This is a genomic window from Agrobacterium sp. 16-172Ci (assembly GCF_053522725.1).
The window spans coordinates 49,122-69,016 of the sequence record NZ_JBNWBW010000015.1 but is presented as its reverse complement, the minus strand read 5'-3'; the positions used below and the strand labels follow the sequence as shown (position 1 = coordinate 69,016).

The following is a 19,895-nucleotide window of genomic DNA, read 5'->3' as shown; positions in this document are numbered from 1 at the left end:
CCTCCTCGAGAAATCCCGGCGCGCCTCACCGCGATGCGAGATCCATCACTTTAACCTGCGTGGCTTCACTTCTATCAAGGAAGCCCGTCACCCGACCTTCATGCATGACCATGACACGGTCGCTCATACCTAAAACCTCCGGCATTTCGGAGGAAATCATGATGACGGCGACGCCCTGGCGCGCCATCTCGCAAACCAGCTTATGAATTTCCGCCTTGGCTCCGACATCGATGCCGCGTGTCGGCTCATCCAGAATGAGAATGCGCGGCTTGGTCAGCATCCAGCGGCCGATCAGCACCTTTTGCTGGTTCCCGCCCGAGAGATTCTCGATGCGCTCGTAAAGATGCGGCGTCTTGACCCGGAGCTTGCGGCACATCTCCTCGCAGGCATCCGACAGCGCATTTTCCTGCACAAAGCCATTGGCGACATATTTGTCCTGCAGGACGGCGATCTGCATGTTCTCCAGAATATTCAGGATCAGCAGGCATCCCGTATCCTTGCGATCCTCCGTCAGAAACGCCATGCGGTGACTGATCGCCTTCGTCGGGCTGTCGATCGATACCGGCTTGCCGTCGATTGCAATCGTACCCGAGGATGCGGGCGTTACACCGAACACCGTTTCCGCCACATTGGAGCGGCCCGATCCGACAAGGCCGGCAACGCCGAGAATTTCTCCGGCGCGCACCTCGAAGGAAACGTCGTGGAAAACGCCGTCGAGCGTGAGATTCTTGACCGAAAGCACCACGTCGCCGATCGGAACCTCTTCCTTCGGGAACATCTGGGTGATTTCACGGCCCACCATCATGCGGATGATGTCGTCACGCGTTACATCGGTCGAGGCGTGGGTGCCGATATATTTGCCGTCGCGGAAAACCGAAAATTCATCGGCGATCTCGAACAGCTCGTTCATCTTGTGGGTGATGTAGACGATACCGATACCGCGTTCCCGGAGATCGCGGATGATGCGGAAGAGATGCTCGACCTCGCGCTCCGTCAGTGCGGATGTCGGCTCGTCCATGATGAGAACGTCGGAATCATAGGAAACCGCCTTGGCGATCTCGACCATCTGGCGACTTGCCACCGAAAGCTCGCCGACGCGGGTTTCCGGATCAAGATCGATGCCCAGCCTTTCCAGCAGCGTTTCGGTGCGGCGATACATTTCGCCATGGTCGATGAGGCCCAGCCGGTTTTTCGGCTCGCGGCGTATCCAGATGTTTTCCGCCACCGTCATATACGCCATCAGGTTCAGTTCCTGATGGATCATGGCAATGCCGTTTTCCAGCGCATCGAGCGGGGAATCGAGACGTATGTCGGCGCCTTTCAGGCGAATTTCGCCACTGTCCGGCTGGTAGATGCCGGCCAGGATTTTCATCAGCGTCGATTTTCCGGCGCCATTCTCGCCCATCAGCGCATGCACGGTGCCGCGCTTCAGCTTGAACTGCACATCATCAAGCGCCACGACGCCGGGAAATTCCTTGCGTATGCCTTCCGCCGCGAGAAGATACTCCGCATTCGGCACGGCTCCGCTGGCGCGCACGGCGGCCATTGTCGATGGACTGACGACCATCTCATCCTCCACAATAGACAAAAATGACCGGAAACAGGCTTTGCCAGATGGCGCACCCTTGCCTCCGGGGAGGCTTGCAGCGCCATGTCGATCACGACATGAAAGGCGCTGCAACACTTTGAATTCACTGAAATTCAATCGTAATCCGCTCGCGTACCGAAGCTTGTCTTCGGCGCCGTCGGAAACCGGCATCTGCCTCCAATGTCAATCTGAACGGGCGCAGATGCCGGAAGGCGGCCGTTAGTTCTTGGCCACGTAGTCCTTGACGTTTTCAGGCGTGACGAGCTGGAAAGGAATGTAGACCTTCTTCTCCACCTTGTCGCCCTTGACGAGCTTCAGCGCGGCATCGAGAGCGCCCTTGCCCTGCCCTGCCGCATCCTGGAACACCGTCACATCCAGATCGCCCGCCTGCATCGCGGCAAGGGCGTCCTGCGTGGCGTCAACGCCGGCGACGACATAGCTTTTCATGTCCTTGCCTGCGGCCTTCAGGGCCTGGATCGCGCCAATCGCCATTTCATCATTGTTGGCGATGACGGCATTGAATTCGATACCGCTGGAAAGCCAGTTGGTGACGAGGTCGGAACCCTGCGTGCGCTGCCAGTTCGCGGTCTGCTCTTCAACAACCGAAATGCCCTTGCATTCGTCGGTCTTCAGAACGTCCTTGGCAGACTGCGTGCGCATGCGTGCCGCCTGGTTGGAAAGCTCACCCATCATGATGACCGCATTGCCCTTGCCACCGAGAAGGCGGCAAACTTCTTTCGCTTCAAGCGTGCCGGCCACCGTCTCGTCGGAGGCGACGAATGCCTGGCCATCCGGCAGGCTATCGACGTTCACCGGCTGGCGGTTGACATAAACCAGCGGAATCTTGGCGTCGGCGGCGAGCTTGGACATCGCCGCCGTCGCATCCGTATCAACCGGGTTGACGATGATCGCGTCGACCTTGGACGCGATGAAATTCTGAATCTGGCTCTGCTGCTTGGCAACGTCGTTCTGCGCGTCCTCGACCTGCAGGGTCACGCCCTTCAGCTCCTTGGAATAATCCTGCATGCCGTTGCGCAGCACGGTCAGGAAGTTGTCGTCGAACAGCGCCATCGAGACACCTACGGTCTCCGCATGCGCCGCCGTGCCCAGAAGCACAGACATGGCTGCGCCGATGATAAATTTCTTCATTGTTTTCTCCTCCTCGGTGTCCGGCGCCACCTCTCCCAGCCGGAGGCGAACCCGAGAGCCCGCCGCTACCTCCTCACAACCAGAAAACGGAATAATGAAACCGATTTTCTGTCTGTTCGATATATTTATTCCATTTTTGGTCCAAACGTCAATGCTTTCTTCACGGCAAGGCGGCGAAGCGGCACACAAGGCGGTGATCAAGGGGGATTTCAGGAGGAAGGAGTTCCGTGGCGGATTGCCGGGAACTGCGCCGAAGCTTCTTCAACGTTACCCCCACTCGTCAGGCGAGGATCGATAAGCCGTTGAAATCATGGATGCGCGGGCCGAAACCGAGGATCACGAAGAATATGGCGGAAAGTCGGTTTTCAATGCCGGACCCGTAGACCCCGCCATTGGCAAAGCCACCGGCGGGTCTCATCTTTTCGCTTAACGCGCCCATGTGAGGCACCATTCCACCGGCGAAAATACGCGAGAAGGGAACAGGTTCAGCAGAATGGGCGTGTTGGTGCACCACGTCCTATCGATGCGAACCAGGCATTACATCGGCGGGAATCGGGCAGACATATTTGCTGCCCTCGGTCTTTTCCTGCCATTCCCTTTTAGCATTGGCGAGCAGTTCCGGCGAGGTCATCAGCGCAAAGCCGGTCGATGCGAGTGTTTTGGCGGCATGGGCCATGGCCTTGTGGGCGGCGGGGCTTTTGCCCTGCGCCACCACCTGCCAGGTATGCGGATTGGTGCCGATCGCCCAGGCGGGCGTCCAGCACTGCGCGGTTGGCGTCACCCAGCTGACATCACCGACATCGGTGGAACCCGCCCGAAAATGCGACTGACCCTCGAAATCGCGCAGGCCGAGATGCAGGGGTGTCGACCCGTCAATCTTCCGGTTGGAAAAGACATCGCCCTTGATCTGATAGAGCCTGATGCTGCTTTTGATCGCCTCGTCGGTGAAAGTGTCCTGAATGCGTTTGGCAAAAGCGATATCCGCCTCGTCGAAGGCGATGGGGCCTAGCGCCACCATGTTTTCATGCATCGCCGTTTCCAGCGTGATGTTGGGCAGGAGATTGGTGGAGGCGGTATCGAAGACGATTTCCACCTCTGTTTCGGTCATCATCGCCGCGCCGCGCGCGACTTTGTCCACCCGCGCGGCAAGATCGAGCGCCTGGCGCATTTCCGGGGCTCGGATCAGATAGAGCACTTCTGCCCTGGCCTGCACCACATTCGCCGCCTTGCCGCCGGTATCGGTGATTGCGTAATGCACCCGACAATCCTGCGGCATGTGTTCGCGTAGGAAATTGACGCCGACATTCATCAGTTCGACGGCATCGAGCGCCGAGCGCCCCAGATGGGCAGCGTTGGAGGCATGAGCCGCGACACCCTTGAAACGGTAAAAATATTCCAGCACGGCCAGATTATTGGTGGAGCGCACGCCGTTGAAGGGCGCGGGGTGCCACGTCAAAGCCGCATCGACATCGTCGAACAGGCCGGCGCGCACCATGAAGGTCTTACCGGAACCGCCCTCCTCGCCGGGGCAGCCGTAATAACGGACGGTGCCGGGCAAATTATTGGCTTTCAGATGCCGGGCGAGCGCAATAGCGGCCATCAATGAGCCGACGCCGAGCAGGTTGTGGCCGCAGCCATGGCCGGTGGCGCCCACCCCACGCGGCTGCACCTCAGCCACATCGGCCACCTGGCTCATGCCGGCCAGCGCATCGAATTCACCGAGAAAAGCGATGACCGGCTTGCCGCTGCCGAATTCGCCGATGAAGGCCGTTTCCATGCCTGCCATGCCGCGGCGAACCGCAAAGCCGTTGCCCTCGAGCGCGCCCGCCAGAACGCCGGCAGATTGCTGTTCCTCGAATTTGAGTTCGGCAAAATCCCAGATGCTGTCGCTCAAGGTGGTGAAATCGGGCTTCATCGCCTCGACTTCGGCGGCAATCGACATCACGGCGTCACGGTTCATGGCTTGTCCTCGCATTTTTGCCCTTTACGGGCACGCGCAAGCGCTTCGGCGGATGCACCGCCAAATTCCTGCGCTTCATATTGGAAAGCCCGCGCCGGGGTCCGCCTCCGGCGCGGGCATAGTGAATCAGTTGTCGACCGAGACTTCCCAGAGGCGGGCGTTCGACTGCCAGACCGGCTGGCCCTTCAGCTTCTTCGTCGCGCCCCAGACATCGACCATGTCGTAAAGGAAGATGCCCGGCATTTCCTTCAGCATCAGTTCGTGGAACTCGTCGAAAATCATCTGGCGCTTCGTCTGGTCGGCTTCGACATAAGCCGCCTTCATCAGTTCTATCGCCTTCGGATCGTCCCACATCAGGGAGGCGTTTTTGTCCTTGTTGCCGACATAAAAGGCATACATCAGCGCCGGGTCGAGGCGCGGAGCGACCGACTGAGAGATCACCTGATAATTGCCGGAACGGCGGCGATCCACCTGGGTGGCATAGTCCAGCACCTCGATCTGCACGTTGAGACCCGCCTGCTGCATCATGGCCTGCGCCATGACGGCGGCCGGGAAGCTCGGCACGTTGCCACGCTTGTTGGCAATGATGGAAATCGGCTCGCCCTTGTAACCGGCGGCCTCCAGTTCCTTCTTCGCCGCCTCGACATCATAGGCCGGGCGCTTCTTCTGCGCCTCGTCATAATAAACCGAGTCCTGCGAGACCATCGAGCCGTTGGCTTCACCCGTGCCGTTCGATGCGGCAGCAACCAGCTCATCAAGATCGAGCGCCATCGCCATGGCGCGGCGCACGCCGGGATTGCTCAGAACCTTGTCGCGGGTTTGAATGTAGAACAGGTTCTTGCCGTTGTTGCGGGCAACGATCAGCTGCATCTTTTCATTGGTCTTGAATTCCGGAATGAGATCGGGAGAAATCTCGGCCGTATCGAGCACACCGGATTCAAGCCCGGCCTTCACCGTCGAAGCATCGGGAATGACCATGAACTTGATACCGTCGGCGAGCGGGCGCTTGGAGCCGACCATACCGTCCGGCTTGCCGTCATTTGCCGGCGAAACATAATCGGCAAATTTGGCGAGGCGGATATATTCGCCTTTCTTCCACTCGTCCCACTGGAACGGCCCGGTGCCGATGGGCTTGGCGAAGCTGCCATCGGCAGCAACCGATTCCGGCGAGATCATGCCGGTATAACCGCATTCCGGCCGCGACATCAGGCCAAGGAAAACGGCGGAGGGTTTTTCAAGGGTGATCTCGACCGTGGAGGCATCCGTGGCCTTGACGCCGATGACATGCGCTGCCCCGCCCTCGGCGAAATCGTTGAGGCACGCCCACTTCGTTTCCGGCTTCAGATAACGTGTCCAGTTCCAGACGACATCCTCTGCGGTGAGCGGCTTGCCATTGTGGAACTTCACATCCTTGCGCAGCTTGAACGTATAGGTCAGGCCGTCAGGCGCAACCTCGACGCTTTCGGCGAGAAGTGGCTTCACCTCTCCGGCATTGTTATAACCGACGAGGCCTTCGACGATGTGCAGGATAACCCCATCCGTATTGCCGTCGCGGTTCACGCCGGGATTGTTGCTGCGCAAATCCGAGCTTTGCGCGATGGTGATATCGCGGGCCGCCGCGATATTGGCGGTCACGAGCAGGACAACGCCTGCGAGAAGAAGTTTTTTCACTGTTCTACCCTCTTTGTTGTCATTGATTGTTATTGGTGAAAGCCGTCCCAGCAGGCCTGTGCCAGCCGGCCGATCGTTTCAAGCGCGATGGTGTATCCCGGCGTAGCGTCAGGCATCACCTGCGGCACCTCGTCGGTATAAGTGGTGATGATGAAGGACGGCGCGCCGTTTCTGTAGACGATGCCGGCATCCATGCGCCCGCGCTTGCCGCGACCGCTCTTGCTGGCCACCACAGCCTCGAAGGGCAGGCGGGATCGGATTCCATACCGCAAAATCTGGTTCTTCAGCGTCTGCATGGCCCACTCGCACAATTGCGGGCTGCAACCCAGCTTTGCCTGCGCCTCCGGCGAAGATTGCGCATCGAGAATAGTCTGAAGCAGCAGCACCTGATCCGCCGCCGAGGTGGTCGTAACTGTCTTCAACGGATGGTCGGCCGCCAGCGCCAGCGGCGGAATGAGGAAACGGTGGTGGGTATTGGCCATGCCGAGCGATTTGCAATAGCCGTCCACTTCTTCCAGCGTCAGCCTCTCAAGCACCATCTTGGTGCAGACATTGTCGCTCAGCACCATCATGCCAGCGACGGCATCGCGCAGCGAAATGACGATGCCCGGCGTCATATAGCGGAACATGCCGCTGGCGACCTCTTCCGCCAGCCGTTTTTCATAGGTGACGGGCTGGTCGAGATCGATCCGCCCTTCGCTGGCGGCTTTCAGCACAGCCATCATGATCGACGTCTTGCGGGTGCTGCCCGACGGCGTCTCCTCGTTTTCCCCCCGGCCGATCTCTTCACCGGTCAGGAGATTGCGCACCATGAAGCGCGTCACGAAAGGCTGTGCATCGCAGATCGCATTCAGTTGGGCAGCCACGGTCATTGTCATCTTCCTGTTAAACTTCATCTTCCAGACGCCATTTCAGTGTCACGCCGCCCTTTTCATTCTGGTCGAGGGCGGGAATGGCCGAGAGCAGCCGGCGCGTATAGGCTTCTCTCGGACTGTCGAAAATCGTGTCGCGGTCACCCTCTTCTATGATGCGGCCGTCCTGCATGACGACGACACGGTCGGCCACCTGCTCGACCACGCCGAGATCGTGGCTGATGAACAGGCAGGAAAAGCCGTAACGTTTCTGCAGATCGGAAAAGAGATCGAGCACCTGCGCCCGCACTGTCACGTCGAGCGCCGAGACCGGCTCGTCGGCGATCAGGAACCGCGGACGGCGGGCAATGGCGCGGGCAATCGCCACGCGCTGGCGCTGGCCGCCGGAAAGCTCGTGCGGATAGCGGGCGGCAAAGTCGGCGCCGAGTCCCACTTCCTCCAGGGTTTCCAGCGCCCGCTTGCGCTTGGCGGCCTGGTCTAGGTCAGGCACGAGCCGCAGCGCCTCCTCCACCAGTGCCTGAATGGTCATGCGCGGATCGAGCGAGGAGTAGGGATCCTGAAACACCATCTGGCAATTCAGGCGGTAATCCTTCCAGTCCTCGTTGCGCTCGCGGCCCTGAAAGCGGATATGCCCTTCGCTTTCCTGCACGAGCCCGGCGATGGTGCGGCCAAGCGTCGTCTTGCCGGAACCTGAACCGCCGACGAGCGCCACGACCTCGCCCTCATGAATATCGATGCTGACGCCATGCAGCGCCCGCTTCGGTTTGGCCTTCTTCAGCAGAGATTTGCGGCCGGCATAATCGACGACGATATCGCGGGCCGAAACCATTGGCGCCTTGGAGGTGTCGATATTGCGTGGCTCGCCGCGGAACGGCAGGGAGGAAAGCAGTTTTTTCGTATAGGGGTGCTGCGGCGCGTCCAGCAAATCCTCGGTGCGGCCCTGTTCGACAATCGCGCCTTTTTCCATCACCACGATACGGCTGGTATAACGTGCCACCATCGGCAGATCGTGGCTGATGAGGAGAACGGCGGTGCCTTCCGCCCGCGTCAGCTCCACCATCAGTTCCATGACATCGCGCTGGATGACCGCGTCAAGCGCCGTCGTCGGCTCATCGGCGATCAGCAAAGCGGGTTTCAGCAGCATGACCGAGGCCAGCATGATGCGCTGGCGCATGCCGCCGGAGAACTCGTGCGGATAGGCCGTCAGCGCACCTTCCGGATCGCGGATGCCCACACGCCGCAGCATGTCGAGAATTTTCTCGCGGCGCTCCTCCGGCGACAATTTGGTATGAAGGATCAGCCCCTCCTCCAGCTGCCGGCCTATCGTCATCGATGGGTTTAGGGAGGTCATCGGCTCCTGAAACACAACGCCGATCTCCGCGCCGCGCAGACGCCGTAGCTCCTTCACCGGCAGGGACATGACATCCTGCCCCTTGTAGATGATCGACCCGCCGGTGACGGCGATGGCCGGTGGCAGAAGCGAGATGAGCGCGCGGGTGGCGAGCGTCTTGCCCGAACCGCTTTCGCCGACGATGCCGAAGATTTCGCCCGCGGCAATATCGAAGGAGACATCCTTGACCACCCGGTGGCCGGTTCTGGCGACTTCGAGGGAAAGGCCGCGAACGGTGAGAAGTGCATTATCCGTCATTTGAGACCTCTCATGCGCGGGTCAAGCCTGTCGCGAAGGGCATCGCCCAGAAGATTGATGCCAAGCAGCGTCAGCGCGATGCACAGACCGGGGAAAAGCCCGAGCCAGACGGCCTGCTGGATGAAGGGCCGGCCGGCGGCCAGCATGTTGCCCCAGGTGGGGGCCGGCGGCGGCACGCCGAGGCCGAGGAAGGAGAGCGCGCTTTCCGACAGGATGGCCCAGCCGAACATGGAGGTGGCAAGAACCGTGATCGGCGCGATGCAATTGGGCAGGATGTGGCGGAACATGGTGTAGATCTCACCATTGCCCATTACCAGCGACGCCTCGATGAATTCCCGCTCACGCAGGGAAAGCACGGCACCGCGCACCACGCGGGCCATGGATGGCGTATAGGCGATGCCGAGCGCGAAGATGATGCCATACTGGTTGGCGCCGAAAACCGCGAGCAGGCCGAGCGCGAGCAGAATGCCCGGAAAGGCGAGAAGCGCATTGTTGATGGCCATGATGACGCCATCCACCCAGCCGCGCGCATAACCGCTGACGAGGCCGATCAGCGTGCCGCAGATCGTCGCGAAGCTGACCGTCAGAAAGCCGATCCAGACGCTGGCGCGGGCGCCGACCATCAGACGGCTCAAAACATCGCGCCCGAATTCGTCGGTGCCGAGAAGATGGCTCGGACCGGGTGCGGCGAGACGCGAGGCAAAGCCGAGCTTCATCGGGTCATAGGGCGTCCAGAACAGACCGGTTGCGGCGGTGATGAGCAGGAGGGCGATGAGAAAGCCGCCGATAAGCTCGTTAAGTGTGAACTTTTTCATTCGGCAACCACACGCGGATCGAAGAGGGGATAAAGAAGGTCGACGAAGAGGTTGACCAGCACATAGGACAGCGAGACGAACAGCAGGCAGCCTTGAATGACGGGGTAATCGCGGGCGAAAATACTGTCGACCATCAGCCGCCCGAGGCCGGGAATGGTGAACACCGTCTCGATGACGGCGATGCCGCCGAGAAGATTGCCGAGGATAAGGCCGATCATCGTCCATGTCGGGCCGAAGGCGTTCTTGAAGGCGTGCCGCCAGAGAACGGCGCTTTCCGAAAGGCCCTTGGCGCGGGCATGGGTGATGTAATCCAGCCGCAGCACTTCCAGCGTGGAGGCACGCGCCATGCGGATCAGAACGCCCATTTCATGGATCACCAGCGTCATGACGGGCAGGACGAGATAGAGTAGGCCACCGACGAAATTGTCGCTGATCGACACATATCCCAGCACCGGCAACCAGCCGAGCTTGAGGCCGAAAAACAGAAGAAGCAGAAGACCCAGCCAGAATGTCGGAATGGACAGAAGCAGGGTCGCCGTTCCCACCAGCGCCAGATCGGTGAGGCTGTTCTGTTTCCAGGCGGCGATAACACCCGCCGGAACCGCGATCAGGCTGGCGAGCAGCACCGCGACCACCACGATCTCGGCACTGACGAGAAAACGCGAGACGACCAGCGGCAGCACCGCCTCATCATTAACGATGGAGCGGCCGAAATCGCCCTGCACCACATTGCCGGCCCAGATGAGGAACTGTTGCGGCATGGATTTGTCGAGGCCGAGTTCGGTCCTCATCGCTTCGATCTGCTCCGGTTGCGCCATGTCGCCCAGCATCAGGGCAGCCGGATCGCCGGGAATGAAGCGGATGAGCGCAAAGACCGTGATCGACACGAATGCGATCGTCGGCAGCGCCATCAAAAGACGGCTCAGTATGAATCTTATCATCGGTTCCCCACGATTGATGGCAGGGAATGGTATCCCGCCTCTATCGGTTTCGTTGTTGGTGACTATGACGGATTGATAAATAAGGCGCAATATTATGCATAAACGTCATATATCTATGCAGAATGACGGCGTGTTTCATCCTGATGAGGACAATGAGATTTTCCGCTCAAAATCCCGTTTTCAGTCGATTTTTTGCGAAAGCTGGATTTCCCGCTTCAAGGCATCGCTCAGCGCCTGCGCAGCGATGGACAGCGGTGCGCCGGAAGCACGGGCTAGGCCGAATTCCTGTGTGGCCTGCGGAACGAATGGCCGGGCGACAACGGGAAGATGCCGGTAGAGGTTCGCATAAAAACTGCTGATGATCGTGACCCCCAGCCCATGCGCGACATAAGCGCAGGCGGAACTGTTGGTGTGGGTCTCGATCTTCACCATCGGCTTGACGCCGGCCTTCTTGAAAACCTGATCGAGCGCCATGCGGTTCGGCCGCTGGCGGCCGATCAGGATGAGCGGAACATTGCGCAGGTCCTTGACGGTGATTTCCTCAAGCTTGGCCAAGGGATGATCCTCCCGAACCACACAGACGCTCTTGCCTGTCGCAACACGTTCGACATCGATGCCCGGCCCGATCTCGCCTTCCATCCGCAGGAAACCGAGATCGATCACCCGCTCGCCGACGAGCTTGTTGATGGCGGTCGTCGTTTCGAAAAATGTCTCGATGCGAACGCCGGGAAAATCCCTGACATAATCGATCAGCATGGCAGGCGCGAAATTTTCCCACATGCTGCTCGGCAAGCCGATGCGGACGATTTCCGGACCGGCCGCGCCATTGCGCAAATCCTCAGCGTGGCCGGACATGCGATCGACCGCAAGCAGCACGTTTTCCGCATCCCGCGCAAGAAGCACCGCCTCCGGCGTCGGGATCAATCGCCCCTTGTCACGGGCAAACAGCGTCAGCGACAGGTCGGCCTCAAGTTGGGCCAGAAGTCGGCTGATACCGGACTGGCTGAGACCCATGGCCTTGGCGGTGGCGATGGTGGAGCCGGTGGAAAGAAGCGTGCGCAGAACTTCGAGCTGCTTGATGTTCATGAGGCCAGCACCATGGGTGAAGAAACGAGCCGGTTTCGGTTCAGACGTTTTGCCGCCGATAGACCTTGATGTCACCGGTTTTTTTGCGTCGCCACTTGCCCGGCACGGTCGCCGGTTACAATTCCACCTCATAGACCGCGTCATGGGTGGCCACACGCACCTCTCCCGATGGCGTCACCCAGCCGCGAAACATGCCTGATGTATTGTATGACGCGGATATGCCGCCTTCGGCATCGATTGCGACGAGACCCGCGCCGATATCGTAGGGTGCCAAATCCTTATGGACGAGATTCCCGGCGGCGGTCTCCAGATCCTGCCCGAGATAGGCAACGCGGGACGCGATCTCGTGGCCGACGACATAACGGATGAAAAACTCGCCCTTGCCGGTGCCGGAAACGGCGCAGGCCCCATCCCGCGCATAGGTGCCAGCCCCGATCACCGGGCTATCTCCCACCCGGCCATCCGGCTTGTTGGTGTAGCCGCCGGTCGAAGTGGCCGCCGCGAGATGACCCATCGCATCGAGCGCAACTGCGCCGACGGTTCCGTGCTTTTCGTTTTCCGTCGCCTCCGTGCCGGTGGCGGCATGGCGCTTCATTGCCGCCAGCGCCTCAAGGCGCTTTTGGGTGGTGAAATAGGATTGAGGCTCGGTGGTGAGCCCCTTTTCCTTCGCAAAGCGGTCGGCCGCCTCCCCCGTCAGATAGACGGCACGTTCGTCCGCCATCAGCGCGCGGGCCGCCTTTACCGGGTTGCGGATGGCGCGGGAGGCGCTGATCGCACCCGCCGCCAGCGTTTCACCATCCATGATCGAGGCATCGAGTTCGTGAATGCCGTTTTCATTGAGCGCCGCCCCGTGGCCGGCGTTGAAATGCGGACTGTCCTCCATGACGACGACCGCCGCCTCAACCGCTTCAAGCGCGGTTCCGCCAGCCTTCAGCACGCCATAACCGGCGCGCAGCGCCGCTGCCAGATCGTCGCGCGCGGCAGCCCACTCCCCGGCCGTCATGCTGTCTTCCGGCATCACGCCGCAACCACCGTGAATGGCCAGTGCGATCTTCGTCATTGCTCACTCCCTCGTCGCCCCGCCAGCGGCAGGGCCTCTTATCATCAATGAAAGGCGATATCGCCGATGACCCGCACGCGCACCCTGCGAGCGCCGCCAGGCAGATAGGCGATCGGAATATCCTCCACCTCAAGCGTCTTGAGGCTCGCCCGCTCCGCACCGGATGCGACCGCCGCGTTCTGCGCCTCGGTCTCGGCTTTCGCAAGGGCTTCGTCCCGGCTCAGGCCGGAAAACACCTGATCGACCTCGCCGGAAACCTGCGCCATCGCCGCACCCAGCGCATTGGCAACGCCGGCATTTTCCACGCGCAGCACTTCCGACGCACCCGGAACCGTCTCGGGGATCAGGAATGCTCCGCCGCCGACAGCAACCAACGGCACGTCTTCGGCGGATGTCTTCATCTGGTCGAAACTGTCGGCCACCATGTCACGGATGCGTTGAAGCGTGGCCTGCACGAAAGCCGGATCGAGGTCTTTTACTCGGTCGCGGTCACCCATCTCGATCAGACCGGCGGCAACCGCGATATCCGATGTGGTCAGCGTCTCACCGCCGAAAACGCGGGCTTCCGTCAGGATGCGATAACCGACCGAGCGCGGACCGATCTTGCCCGTCTCAAGGTCAACGATGGTGCCGCCGCCGAGCGCAATCGGCAGAAGATCGGGCATACGAAAGAGCGTGCGCACCCCACCGATATGAACGATATTGTTCGCCTCGCGCGGAAAACCGCCGACAAGGCAGCCGATATCGGAGGTGGTGCCGCCGACATCCACCACCATGGCATCGGAAAGCCCGGTGAGGAAGGCCGCACCGCGCATCGAGTTCGTCGGGCCGGAAGCGAAGCTGTGCACGGGGTTGGCGGCGGCCACATCCGCAAGCGCAACGGTGCCGTCATTCTGGGTCAGATAAAACGGCGCCTTCACGCCCGCTTCGCGCAGCGCATCCGAAAATGCCTGAACCGTGGTCTTACCGAGCGTTTGCAGCGCTGCGTTCAGGAGAGCGACATTTTCCCGCTCCAGAAGCCCGATGCGGCCAAGCGTATGGGAAAGCGTGATGCGTGCATCAGGGATCACCGAACGGACGATTTCCGCCGCCCGCACCTCGCACTCCGTCGTCAGCGGCGAGAAAGTTGCAGAAATGGCAATGGAGGTGATGCCCGCATCGCGAATTTTCATCGCCGCTTCGCGGATTTCATCGGGAACCATGGGCACCAGCGGACTACCGTCATATTCATGGCCGCCATGCACCATGAAGATCAGCGGATCGACGGCATCGCGCAGATCCTTCGGCCAGTCGCACATGGGCGGCAGCGAAGAACCTGTTGGCAGCGCGATGCGGATGGCCGCAACCCGCTCCAGCCGGGCGCGCTCCACCACCGCATTGGTGAAATGCGTCGTGCCGATCATCACCGCATCAATCGGCCGGTCCGCCGCGCCGACATGGCCCGCCACATGGGCAAGCGCCGCCTTTACGCCGGATAGGACATCCTGCGTGGTCGGAACCTTGATGGAAGCCACGATGGTGTCGCCATCGATCAAAACGGCATCCGTATTGGTGCCGCCAACGTCAATACCGATGCGTTTCATGGGAATACCGATCTGAAGTCAATGTCATAACCGAAGGCGCGCGGGCCGACGGCGGCGATGCCGGCAGGCGTCGTCAAAAGTTCCGGCGCGGGCAGGGCGACAACCGTCACGCGCTGACCGTAACGCACCGATTCCGTACCGATGGCGCCACCGGAAACCGTATCGAGAAGGCAGAGCAGGTCCGGCGTCATGGCGACTGGCTGGCCATCACGGAAGGCAACGGCCCACTCATTCTGGAAGGCGAGCTCCATGCGCGAACCGCGGTCGGCATCGATACCTTCAATGGTCGTGCTGCCGCGCAGAAAACCGCCAGTGGTCTCGCGCGCCACATCCACCACCTTGCCGCGGAACAGCTGCTTGCCGCCCTCGTGGTCGAGAACCGCCTGAACCGGATCGTCATGGCGCGCACGGGCTGCCATCACCGCGCGCCCGAGTTCGGTCGCCTTGGTGACGGTGTAATGAATACCCCATTCCTTCACTTCCTTGCCGGTGCGGGGGGCCTTGCATGTGGCGGCGGTGGAGCCTACTTCGGTGCAGACCTTGCGCGATATGCGCTCCATCCATTTCCAGGAAGCCGCGCGGGTCACGATCACCTCATTGTCGCGCACGTCGACCAGCGACAGCGGAAACATCGGCAGGTTGCCGATGGCGAAAGATGTCATCTGCGCTTCGGGATAGGCGCGTCCCATGGCGTCCGCATTCACGACCGGCCGGTCGAGAACGGCGGCGGCGAGGAAGGAAGAAAGCGCATTCGAGCCGCCGATCTCAACGCTCATGATCGCCCGGAACGGCTTGCCGAGATAATCCTCCATCACCTCGACGGCACGGGCGAGATGCACGGGATCACCCAGTCGTTCCTGACCGACAAGCGGCGCACCCATCTTGGAGACGACGGCAACCATGTCGTCATCGGCAAGCGCCATGGGATCCATGACCTTCACCCGCCGCCCCTCGGCATAGAGACGCCGCAGATTGAGCGTCGAGATATAGGGGTTGCCGCCGCCACCCGTTCCCAGAATCCAGGCACCGGTGGCCAGAGGTTCGATATCGTCTTCGGAAAATTCCTGGATCATGCGTCATCCTCGGGCATGCCGCAGCCTTTCCGGCCGCAGGCGATGCTCCTTCCCTTTGAAGTTCCAAGTCTGGCCAACCCCGCCTTTGCGGCGGGGCCGGGTTTCATGAGGCGGAGATCACTCCGCCTTGCAGTCCCAATGGAAGTTGGAGAAGTTCAGGTCCCAGCTCTGCATGGGAATGAACTCGTAACCCTGAAGGCACTTGTTCGCCGCGTAACGGCGGTTCGGCGCAACGGCCCAGACGTCAGGCTGAAGATCGGCAATCTTCGTCTGCAGTTCCTTGTAGGTGGCGTTCTGCTCGTTGACATCAGTTGTGGAGCGAACCTTGTCAATCAAGCCGTCGATCTCCGCATTCTGCAACCATTCCATCGACATCCAGGTACCGGAGGCCTTGGAGTGATACTGGTTGTAGAACATCGAATCCGGCGACGGATAGGTCGGCGAGATGTTCACCTGCGTCGATGCAGGCGTCGTTTCCGGCTTAGAGGAAAGCTCGACGATCCGGTTCCATGGCTCCGGCTTGATATCGAGCGTAATGCCAATCTGTTCGAGGCTGGATTGCAGCAGCAGCGCCACTTCCGCCTCAAAGGCCAGCGAAGCGACATAGCTGTTGACCAGCGTGATCTTCTGGCCGGCATATTTCGACTTCGCCAGCTCTTCCTTGGCCTTTTCCAGATCGTAGACGCCCGGCTGGATATCGCCGTTATGCGCATCCTTGAACGCGTCGGAAAGCGGCCCCTTCATATCGAAGCCCGGATAGATCACTTCCTGGATCGTCTTGTAGTCGGTCGCATAGGCGATGGCGCGGCGCACGTGGACGTCGTCCGTCGGATAGACCTTGGTGTTGAGCTTGATGACGAAACCGCCGGCGGTGCGGGTCTGGATCAGCTTGTAACCCTTCATCCGGCCGATGGACTCATAGGTGTCGTTGCCAAGCCCGTGCGAGGAAAGGCCGAGTTCGCCCTTTTCCGCCAGCGCCTTGACGGTGGCGTCGTCGCTGGTCTGCACGAAGCGTACTTCGTCGATGGGCTTGCCCTTCGTCCAGCCGAGGAAATAATCGGCATTGCGGGCGATGACCATATCGGCCGAACGATTGTAGCTGACCAGCTTGTAGGGGCCGGAGCCGGCGGAATGTTCGCCGACATAGGCCTCGCCCCATTTGTCTTCCGGCTTGGCATTGGCTTCGATCAGCGTCTTGTTCATCGCCATCATCAGCGGCGTCGCCGCCATGAAGGGCGAGAACTGGCGCTCGATCTTCATGAGCAGCGTGGCATCGTCAGGCGCGGTAACGTTTTCGGGCTTCAGCACGCCGACGATGAGGTTCGACGGGCCCTTGTTGATTCCGAGCAGGCGCTGGATCGACCAGGCAAGATCGGCAGCCTTCACCGCCGTGCCATCCTGGAACTTCGCATCGTTGCGCAGGTGGAAGGTATAGGTCAGGCCGTCCGGCGAAATATCCCAGGATTTTGCCAGATGCGGCACGATTTCGCCCTTGGCGTTCACCGTGGTCAGGCCGTCATACATGTTCACGATGGCCATGTAGCCGGTGTAATCGGTCACCTTCGCCGGGTCGAGCGAGCTGAATATCTGCATGGTGTTGACCGCAACTGACACCTTGTCTTCCGCAATGGCTGCGGAAGAAACAAACGGCAGCACGAGCGCCGTGCCGAGCGCCAGCGCGGCGAGACGGGAAGAAAGTACAGGCATTTTCATTATCGTTCTCCTCTTTATTGCGGGGCGTTGGCCCCGCTTATGGTTAGGCAGCCTTGCTGACCGGGACGGGCAGCGGTGAGAAAGGAATGTCCGGATAACCGAAGGCCGCCGGCCCGACGACCTCAAGCGCGCGGGCGCTGCGCAACAGGTCGTGGCAGGGGATGGCGATGACGGCCACGCGCTGGCCGTAGCGCAGCACTTCGGTGGTGATCGGATAACCCGTGTCGACATCGAGCAGGACGATCAAATCGGGCACCGTCACTTCCAGTTTGCCGTCACGGGAAAACAGCAGGAATTCGTTCTGGATGGCGACGCCCGCCGTCTGGCCTGCGCAATCGTCGAAGCCGGAGAGCGTGAGATCGCCAACCGCGAAACCGCCGCGCAGGTGGCGCTTCAGATCGGTGATCTTGCCGTTGAAGATGCGCTTTCCACCTTCGAGCGCGCAGACTGCGGCAATAGGGTCTTCCTGCTGTTTGCGGGCGCGGATCACTGCCTCACCGATGGCAATCGCCTTGGTATAGGTTTTCGGAATGCCGTACTGGTGCACGTAATGCGCCTGCATCGGCGCGGTCGCCAACATCGCACCGCCGCCCTGCGAGACGACGCAGGCGCGCGCCATGCGCTCGTGCCAGACCTCGGAAACGGCATGGCTGAAGATGACGGCGTTGCCGTGCAGATCGCACATCACCGATGGCGTAGAACTATGGCCATAGATGGAGAAGGTGGTCATCTGCATTTCCGGGAAAGCCCGGCCCATGCCGTCGCAATCGAGGATCGGCAGGCCGCCCAGCGCCGCCGTCACCAGCGGGTTCATCGAATTGGAACCGCCGATTTCCTCGCAGACGATGGCGTCGACGGGCGTGCGGATCAGCTCTTCCATCGCCCGCAGGCAGCGCAGGCCTTCGCGGCCTTCTCGAATGCGCTCGACGCCGACGACAGGCGCGCCGATGCCGCCGATGGACATGCAGAGCGCGTCCGGCTCGATGGCATCGGTTGCGAGAATCTTCATCTCGTAACCGGCCTTCATGGCCTCCAGCGCCAGCAGCTTGCCAAGATAGGGATTGCCGCCGCCGCCCGTGCCGAGGATGCCGGCGCCGATTTCCAGCGCATCGAGATCTTCACGGGTCAGCGTCCGCAATGCCGCTTCGTCATATTTCAGCTTGCGTGTCTCAGCCATGATTGGCTCCCATTTCTCCAACAACTTTCACATGAATGCGGGTGGCGTTGCCGGGCAGATAGGCAAGCGGCATGTCCTCGCGCTCGATCACTTCGAGCGTTTCGGCAATCGCACCAGCGGCAATCGCCTTTTCGCGGGCCTCCGCTTCCGCCTCGGCCAGTGCGCTCTCGCGCGTGCGTCCGTCCACCAGTGAGAAGACCCGGTCCGTCTCACCGCTGATCTGCGCAATGGCCGCGCCGACGGCATTGGCCACCGCGAAATTCTCAGGCCGGATGACCTCAAGATCACCGATGCGATCCGGCATCAGGATGGAACCGCCGCCAACGGCGATCACCGGCACCGGCGACGACGAGATGCGGCTGCGCTCCACACAGGCTTCGAGCATGTCGTTGATCTTGTCGACCGCCGCATTCACGAGCTTTTTGTCGAGGCTGGAGACCAGCGCCTTCTCGCCCACATCCGCCTTGCCGGAGGCAACGGCGATATCGGTCGCTGTCAGGGTCGAGCCACCGAAGCAGAGCGCCTCGCGGCGAACACGGTAACCGACGGATTTCGGCCCGACGGTCAGGCCGTGATCGCCATTGACCACCAGCGAGCCGCCGCCAAGACCGATGGAGAAGACGTCAGGCATGCGGAAATTGGTGCGCACCCCGCCAATATCCACCGTGGTCGAGGCCTGACGCGGGAAGCCGTGAGACAGCGAGCCGACATCGGAGGTGGTGCCACCGATGTCCACCACCACGGCGTCCTTGAGGCCGGTGAGGAAGGCCGCACCGCGCATGGAATTCGTCGGGCCTGAAGCGAAAGTGAGCACGGGAAAACCGCGCACCACATCAGCCGCCATCAGCGTGCCGTCGTTCTGGGTAATATAAAACGGGCAGGTGATGCCCGCAGCCTTCAGCGCTTCGCCGAAAGCCGCAACCGTGCGGTCGGCCAGCGACAGCAGGCTGGCATTCATGATTGCCGCACTTTCACGCGCAAGCAGGCCGTGACGACCAATATCCTTGGACATCACCACCGGCAGGCCGGGGCAGCGTTCCTGCAGGATTTCCTTCGCCCGCAGCTCCATTGCTTCGTTGATGCCGCTGAAAACGCAGGTAACGGCAGCCGCCTTTAAGCCCTTGGCGCGGATATCGGCAGCGATGCGGACGATCTCGTCCTCATCGAGCGGCGAAATTTCGCGTCCGTCGAATTCATAACCGCCGCGCACCTGATAACCGTGGTTGCCGACGATTTCACGGAGATCATCCGGCCAGTCGACCATGGGCGGCAGCCCGGCGCCGGACGGCAGGCCGAGACGGATGGCGGCCACCTCGTCCATATGCCGGCGCTCGATCACCGCATTGGTGAAATGCGTGGTGCCGATCATCACGGCGCCAATGCGCGCCCTGTCTATGCCCGACGCCTCGATGACCTTTTCAAGGGCTTCGATGACACCGGATGTCACATCCTCTGTCGTGGAGGCCTTCACCCCCGCCAGAACGGTTTTATCCTGCAACACAACGGCATCGGTATTCGTGCCGCCGACGTCAATTCCAACGCGATACACGTCAGGCTCC

At 61.0% G+C, this 19,895-nt stretch carries 16 protein-coding genes; all 16 read right to left on the bottom strand.

Annotation, left to right across the window (positions count from 1 at the left end; genetic code table 11):
• Positions 1-25 precede the first annotated feature (25 nt).
• The 16 genes from ACQZ40_RS14805 to ACQZ40_RS14730 all read right to left on the bottom strand — a co-directional run bounded on the left by ACQZ40_RS14805 (position 26) and on the right by ACQZ40_RS14730 (position 19,885).
• Positions 26-1,567, bottom strand: a complete 1,542-nt coding sequence (locus ACQZ40_RS14805) for a sugar ABC transporter ATP-binding protein (RefSeq protein WP_080857299.1) — start codon at positions 1,565-1,567, stop codon at positions 26-28.
• Positions 1,568-1,807: 240 nt separating this feature from the next.
• Positions 1,808-2,737, bottom strand: coding sequence for a sugar ABC transporter substrate-binding protein (locus ACQZ40_RS14800; protein WP_003524584.1), 930 nt, complete (start codon positions 2,735-2,737; stop codon positions 1,808-1,810).
• A gap of 280 nt (positions 2,738-3,017) precedes the next feature.
• Positions 3,018-3,155 carry a hypothetical protein gene (locus tag ACQZ40_RS14795; protein ID WP_448748239.1) on the bottom strand — a complete coding sequence of 46 codons (138 nt, stop codon included), beginning with the start codon at positions 3,153-3,155 and terminating at the stop codon, positions 3,018-3,020.
• A 99-nt stretch (positions 3,156-3,254) separates the two neighbouring features.
• Entirely contained in the window at positions 3,255-4,697 is a 1,443-nt protein-coding gene (locus ACQZ40_RS14790; protein ID WP_271045720.1) for a M20 family metallopeptidase, read from the bottom strand.
• A gap of 126 nt (positions 4,698-4,823) precedes the next feature.
• Positions 4,824-6,368 (bottom strand): ABC transporter substrate-binding protein, encoded by a 1,545-nt coding sequence (locus tag ACQZ40_RS14785; RefSeq protein ID WP_271045719.1) that lies wholly within the window; start codon positions 6,366-6,368, stop codon positions 4,824-4,826.
• A gap of 29 nt (positions 6,369-6,397) precedes the next feature.
• Positions 6,398-7,240: a serine hydrolase gene (locus ACQZ40_RS14780; protein WP_271045718.1), complete on the bottom strand. Its 843-nt coding sequence runs from the start codon at positions 7,238-7,240 to the stop codon at positions 6,398-6,400.
• Positions 7,241-7,253: 13 nt separating this feature from the next.
• Positions 7,254-8,888, bottom strand: a complete 1,635-nt coding sequence (locus tag ACQZ40_RS14775) for an ABC transporter ATP-binding protein (protein WP_448748238.1) — start codon at positions 8,886-8,888, stop codon at positions 7,254-7,256.
• A complete protein-coding gene (locus ACQZ40_RS14770) occupies positions 8,885-9,703 on the bottom strand; it encodes an ABC transporter permease (RefSeq protein WP_448748237.1) in 819 nt (272 codons plus the stop codon). Before ACQZ40_RS14770 ends, ACQZ40_RS14775 begins: the two co-directional genes overlap by 4 nt.
• Positions 9,700-10,644, bottom strand: coding sequence for an ABC transporter permease (locus ACQZ40_RS14765; RefSeq protein ID WP_104679684.1), 945 nt, complete (start codon positions 10,642-10,644; stop codon positions 9,700-9,702). Before ACQZ40_RS14765 ends, ACQZ40_RS14770 begins: the two co-directional genes overlap by 4 nt.
• A 180-nt stretch (positions 10,645-10,824) precedes the next feature.
• Positions 10,825-11,730 (bottom strand): LysR family transcriptional regulator, encoded by a 906-nt coding sequence (locus ACQZ40_RS14760; RefSeq protein ID WP_078052510.1) that lies wholly within the window; start codon positions 11,728-11,730, stop codon positions 10,825-10,827.
• 115 nt (positions 11,731-11,845) lie between these two features.
• Positions 11,846-12,790, bottom strand: coding sequence for an isoaspartyl peptidase/L-asparaginase family protein (locus tag ACQZ40_RS14755; protein ID WP_448748236.1), 945 nt, complete (start codon positions 12,788-12,790; stop codon positions 11,846-11,848).
• A 44-nt stretch (positions 12,791-12,834) separates the two neighbouring features.
• Complete coding sequence (locus ACQZ40_RS14750) at positions 12,835-14,373, bottom strand: hydantoinase/oxoprolinase N-terminal domain-containing protein (protein ID WP_448748235.1); 1,539 nt, start codon at positions 14,371-14,373, stop codon at positions 12,835-12,837.
• On the bottom strand, positions 14,370-15,446 hold the full coding sequence (locus ACQZ40_RS14745; protein WP_003524597.1) for a DUF917 domain-containing protein: 1,077 nt from the start codon (positions 15,444-15,446) through the stop codon (positions 14,370-14,372). Before ACQZ40_RS14745 ends, ACQZ40_RS14750 begins: the two co-directional genes overlap by 4 nt.
• 117 nt (positions 15,447-15,563) lie before the next feature.
• Positions 15,564-17,159: an ABC transporter substrate-binding protein gene (locus tag ACQZ40_RS14740; protein WP_448748234.1), complete on the bottom strand. Its 1,596-nt coding sequence runs from the start codon at positions 17,157-17,159 to the stop codon at positions 15,564-15,566.
• 43 nt (positions 17,160-17,202) lie between these two features.
• Positions 17,203-18,336, bottom strand: a complete 1,134-nt coding sequence (locus ACQZ40_RS14735) for a DUF917 domain-containing protein (protein ID WP_448748233.1) — start codon at positions 18,334-18,336, stop codon at positions 17,203-17,205.
• Positions 18,329-19,885, bottom strand: a complete 1,557-nt coding sequence (locus tag ACQZ40_RS14730) for a hydantoinase/oxoprolinase N-terminal domain-containing protein (RefSeq protein WP_448748232.1) — start codon at positions 19,883-19,885, stop codon at positions 18,329-18,331. The genes ACQZ40_RS14735 and ACQZ40_RS14730 overlap by 8 nt, the downstream gene beginning before the upstream one ends.
• Positions 19,886-19,895: the final 10 nt, after the last annotated feature.

Bases quoted from the DNA above. Each gene is read 5' to 3' on its own strand.
- ACQZ40_RS14805 (WP_080857299.1), bottom strand. From the start codon at position 1,567: ATGGTCGTCAGTCCATCGACAATGGCCGCCGTGCGCGCCAGCGGAGCC.
- ACQZ40_RS14800 (WP_003524584.1), bottom strand. From the start codon at position 2,737: ATGAAGAAATTTATCATCGGCGCAGCCATGTCTGTGCTTCTGGGCACG.
- ACQZ40_RS14795 (WP_448748239.1), bottom strand. From the start codon at position 3,155: ATGAGACCCGCCGGTGGCTTTGCCAATGGCGGGGTCTACGGGTCCGGC.
- ACQZ40_RS14790 (WP_271045720.1), bottom strand. From the start codon at position 4,697: ATGAACCGTGACGCCGTGATGTCGATTGCCGCCGAAGTCGAGGCGATG.
- ACQZ40_RS14780 (WP_271045718.1), bottom strand. From the start codon at position 7,240: ATGACCGTGGCTGCCCAACTGAATGCGATCTGCGATGCACAGCCTTTC.
- ACQZ40_RS14775 (WP_448748238.1), bottom strand. From the start codon at position 8,888: ATGACGGATAATGCACTTCTCACCGTTCGCGGCCTTTCCCTCGAAGTC.
- ACQZ40_RS14770 (WP_448748237.1), bottom strand. From the start codon at position 9,703: ATGAAAAAGTTCACACTTAACGAGCTTATCGGCGGCTTTCTCATCGCC.
- ACQZ40_RS14765 (WP_104679684.1), bottom strand. From the start codon at position 10,644: ATGATAAGATTCATACTGAGCCGTCTTTTGATGGCGCTGCCGACGATC.
- ACQZ40_RS14760 (WP_078052510.1), bottom strand. From the start codon at position 11,730: ATGAACATCAAGCAGCTCGAAGTTCTGCGCACGCTTCTTTCCACCGGC.
- ACQZ40_RS14755 (WP_448748236.1), bottom strand. From the start codon at position 12,790: ATGACGAAGATCGCACTGGCCATTCACGGTGGTTGCGGCGTGATGCCG.
- ACQZ40_RS14750 (WP_448748235.1), bottom strand. From the start codon at position 14,373: ATGAAACGCATCGGTATTGACGTTGGCGGCACCAATACGGATGCCGTT.
- ACQZ40_RS14745 (WP_003524597.1), bottom strand. From the start codon at position 15,446: ATGATCCAGGAATTTTCCGAAGACGATATCGAACCTCTGGCCACCGGT.
- ACQZ40_RS14740 (WP_448748234.1), bottom strand. From the start codon at position 17,159: ATGAAAATGCCTGTACTTTCTTCCCGTCTCGCCGCGCTGGCGCTCGGC.
- ACQZ40_RS14735 (WP_448748233.1), bottom strand. From the start codon at position 18,336: ATGGCTGAGACACGCAAGCTGAAATATGACGAAGCGGCATTGCGGACG.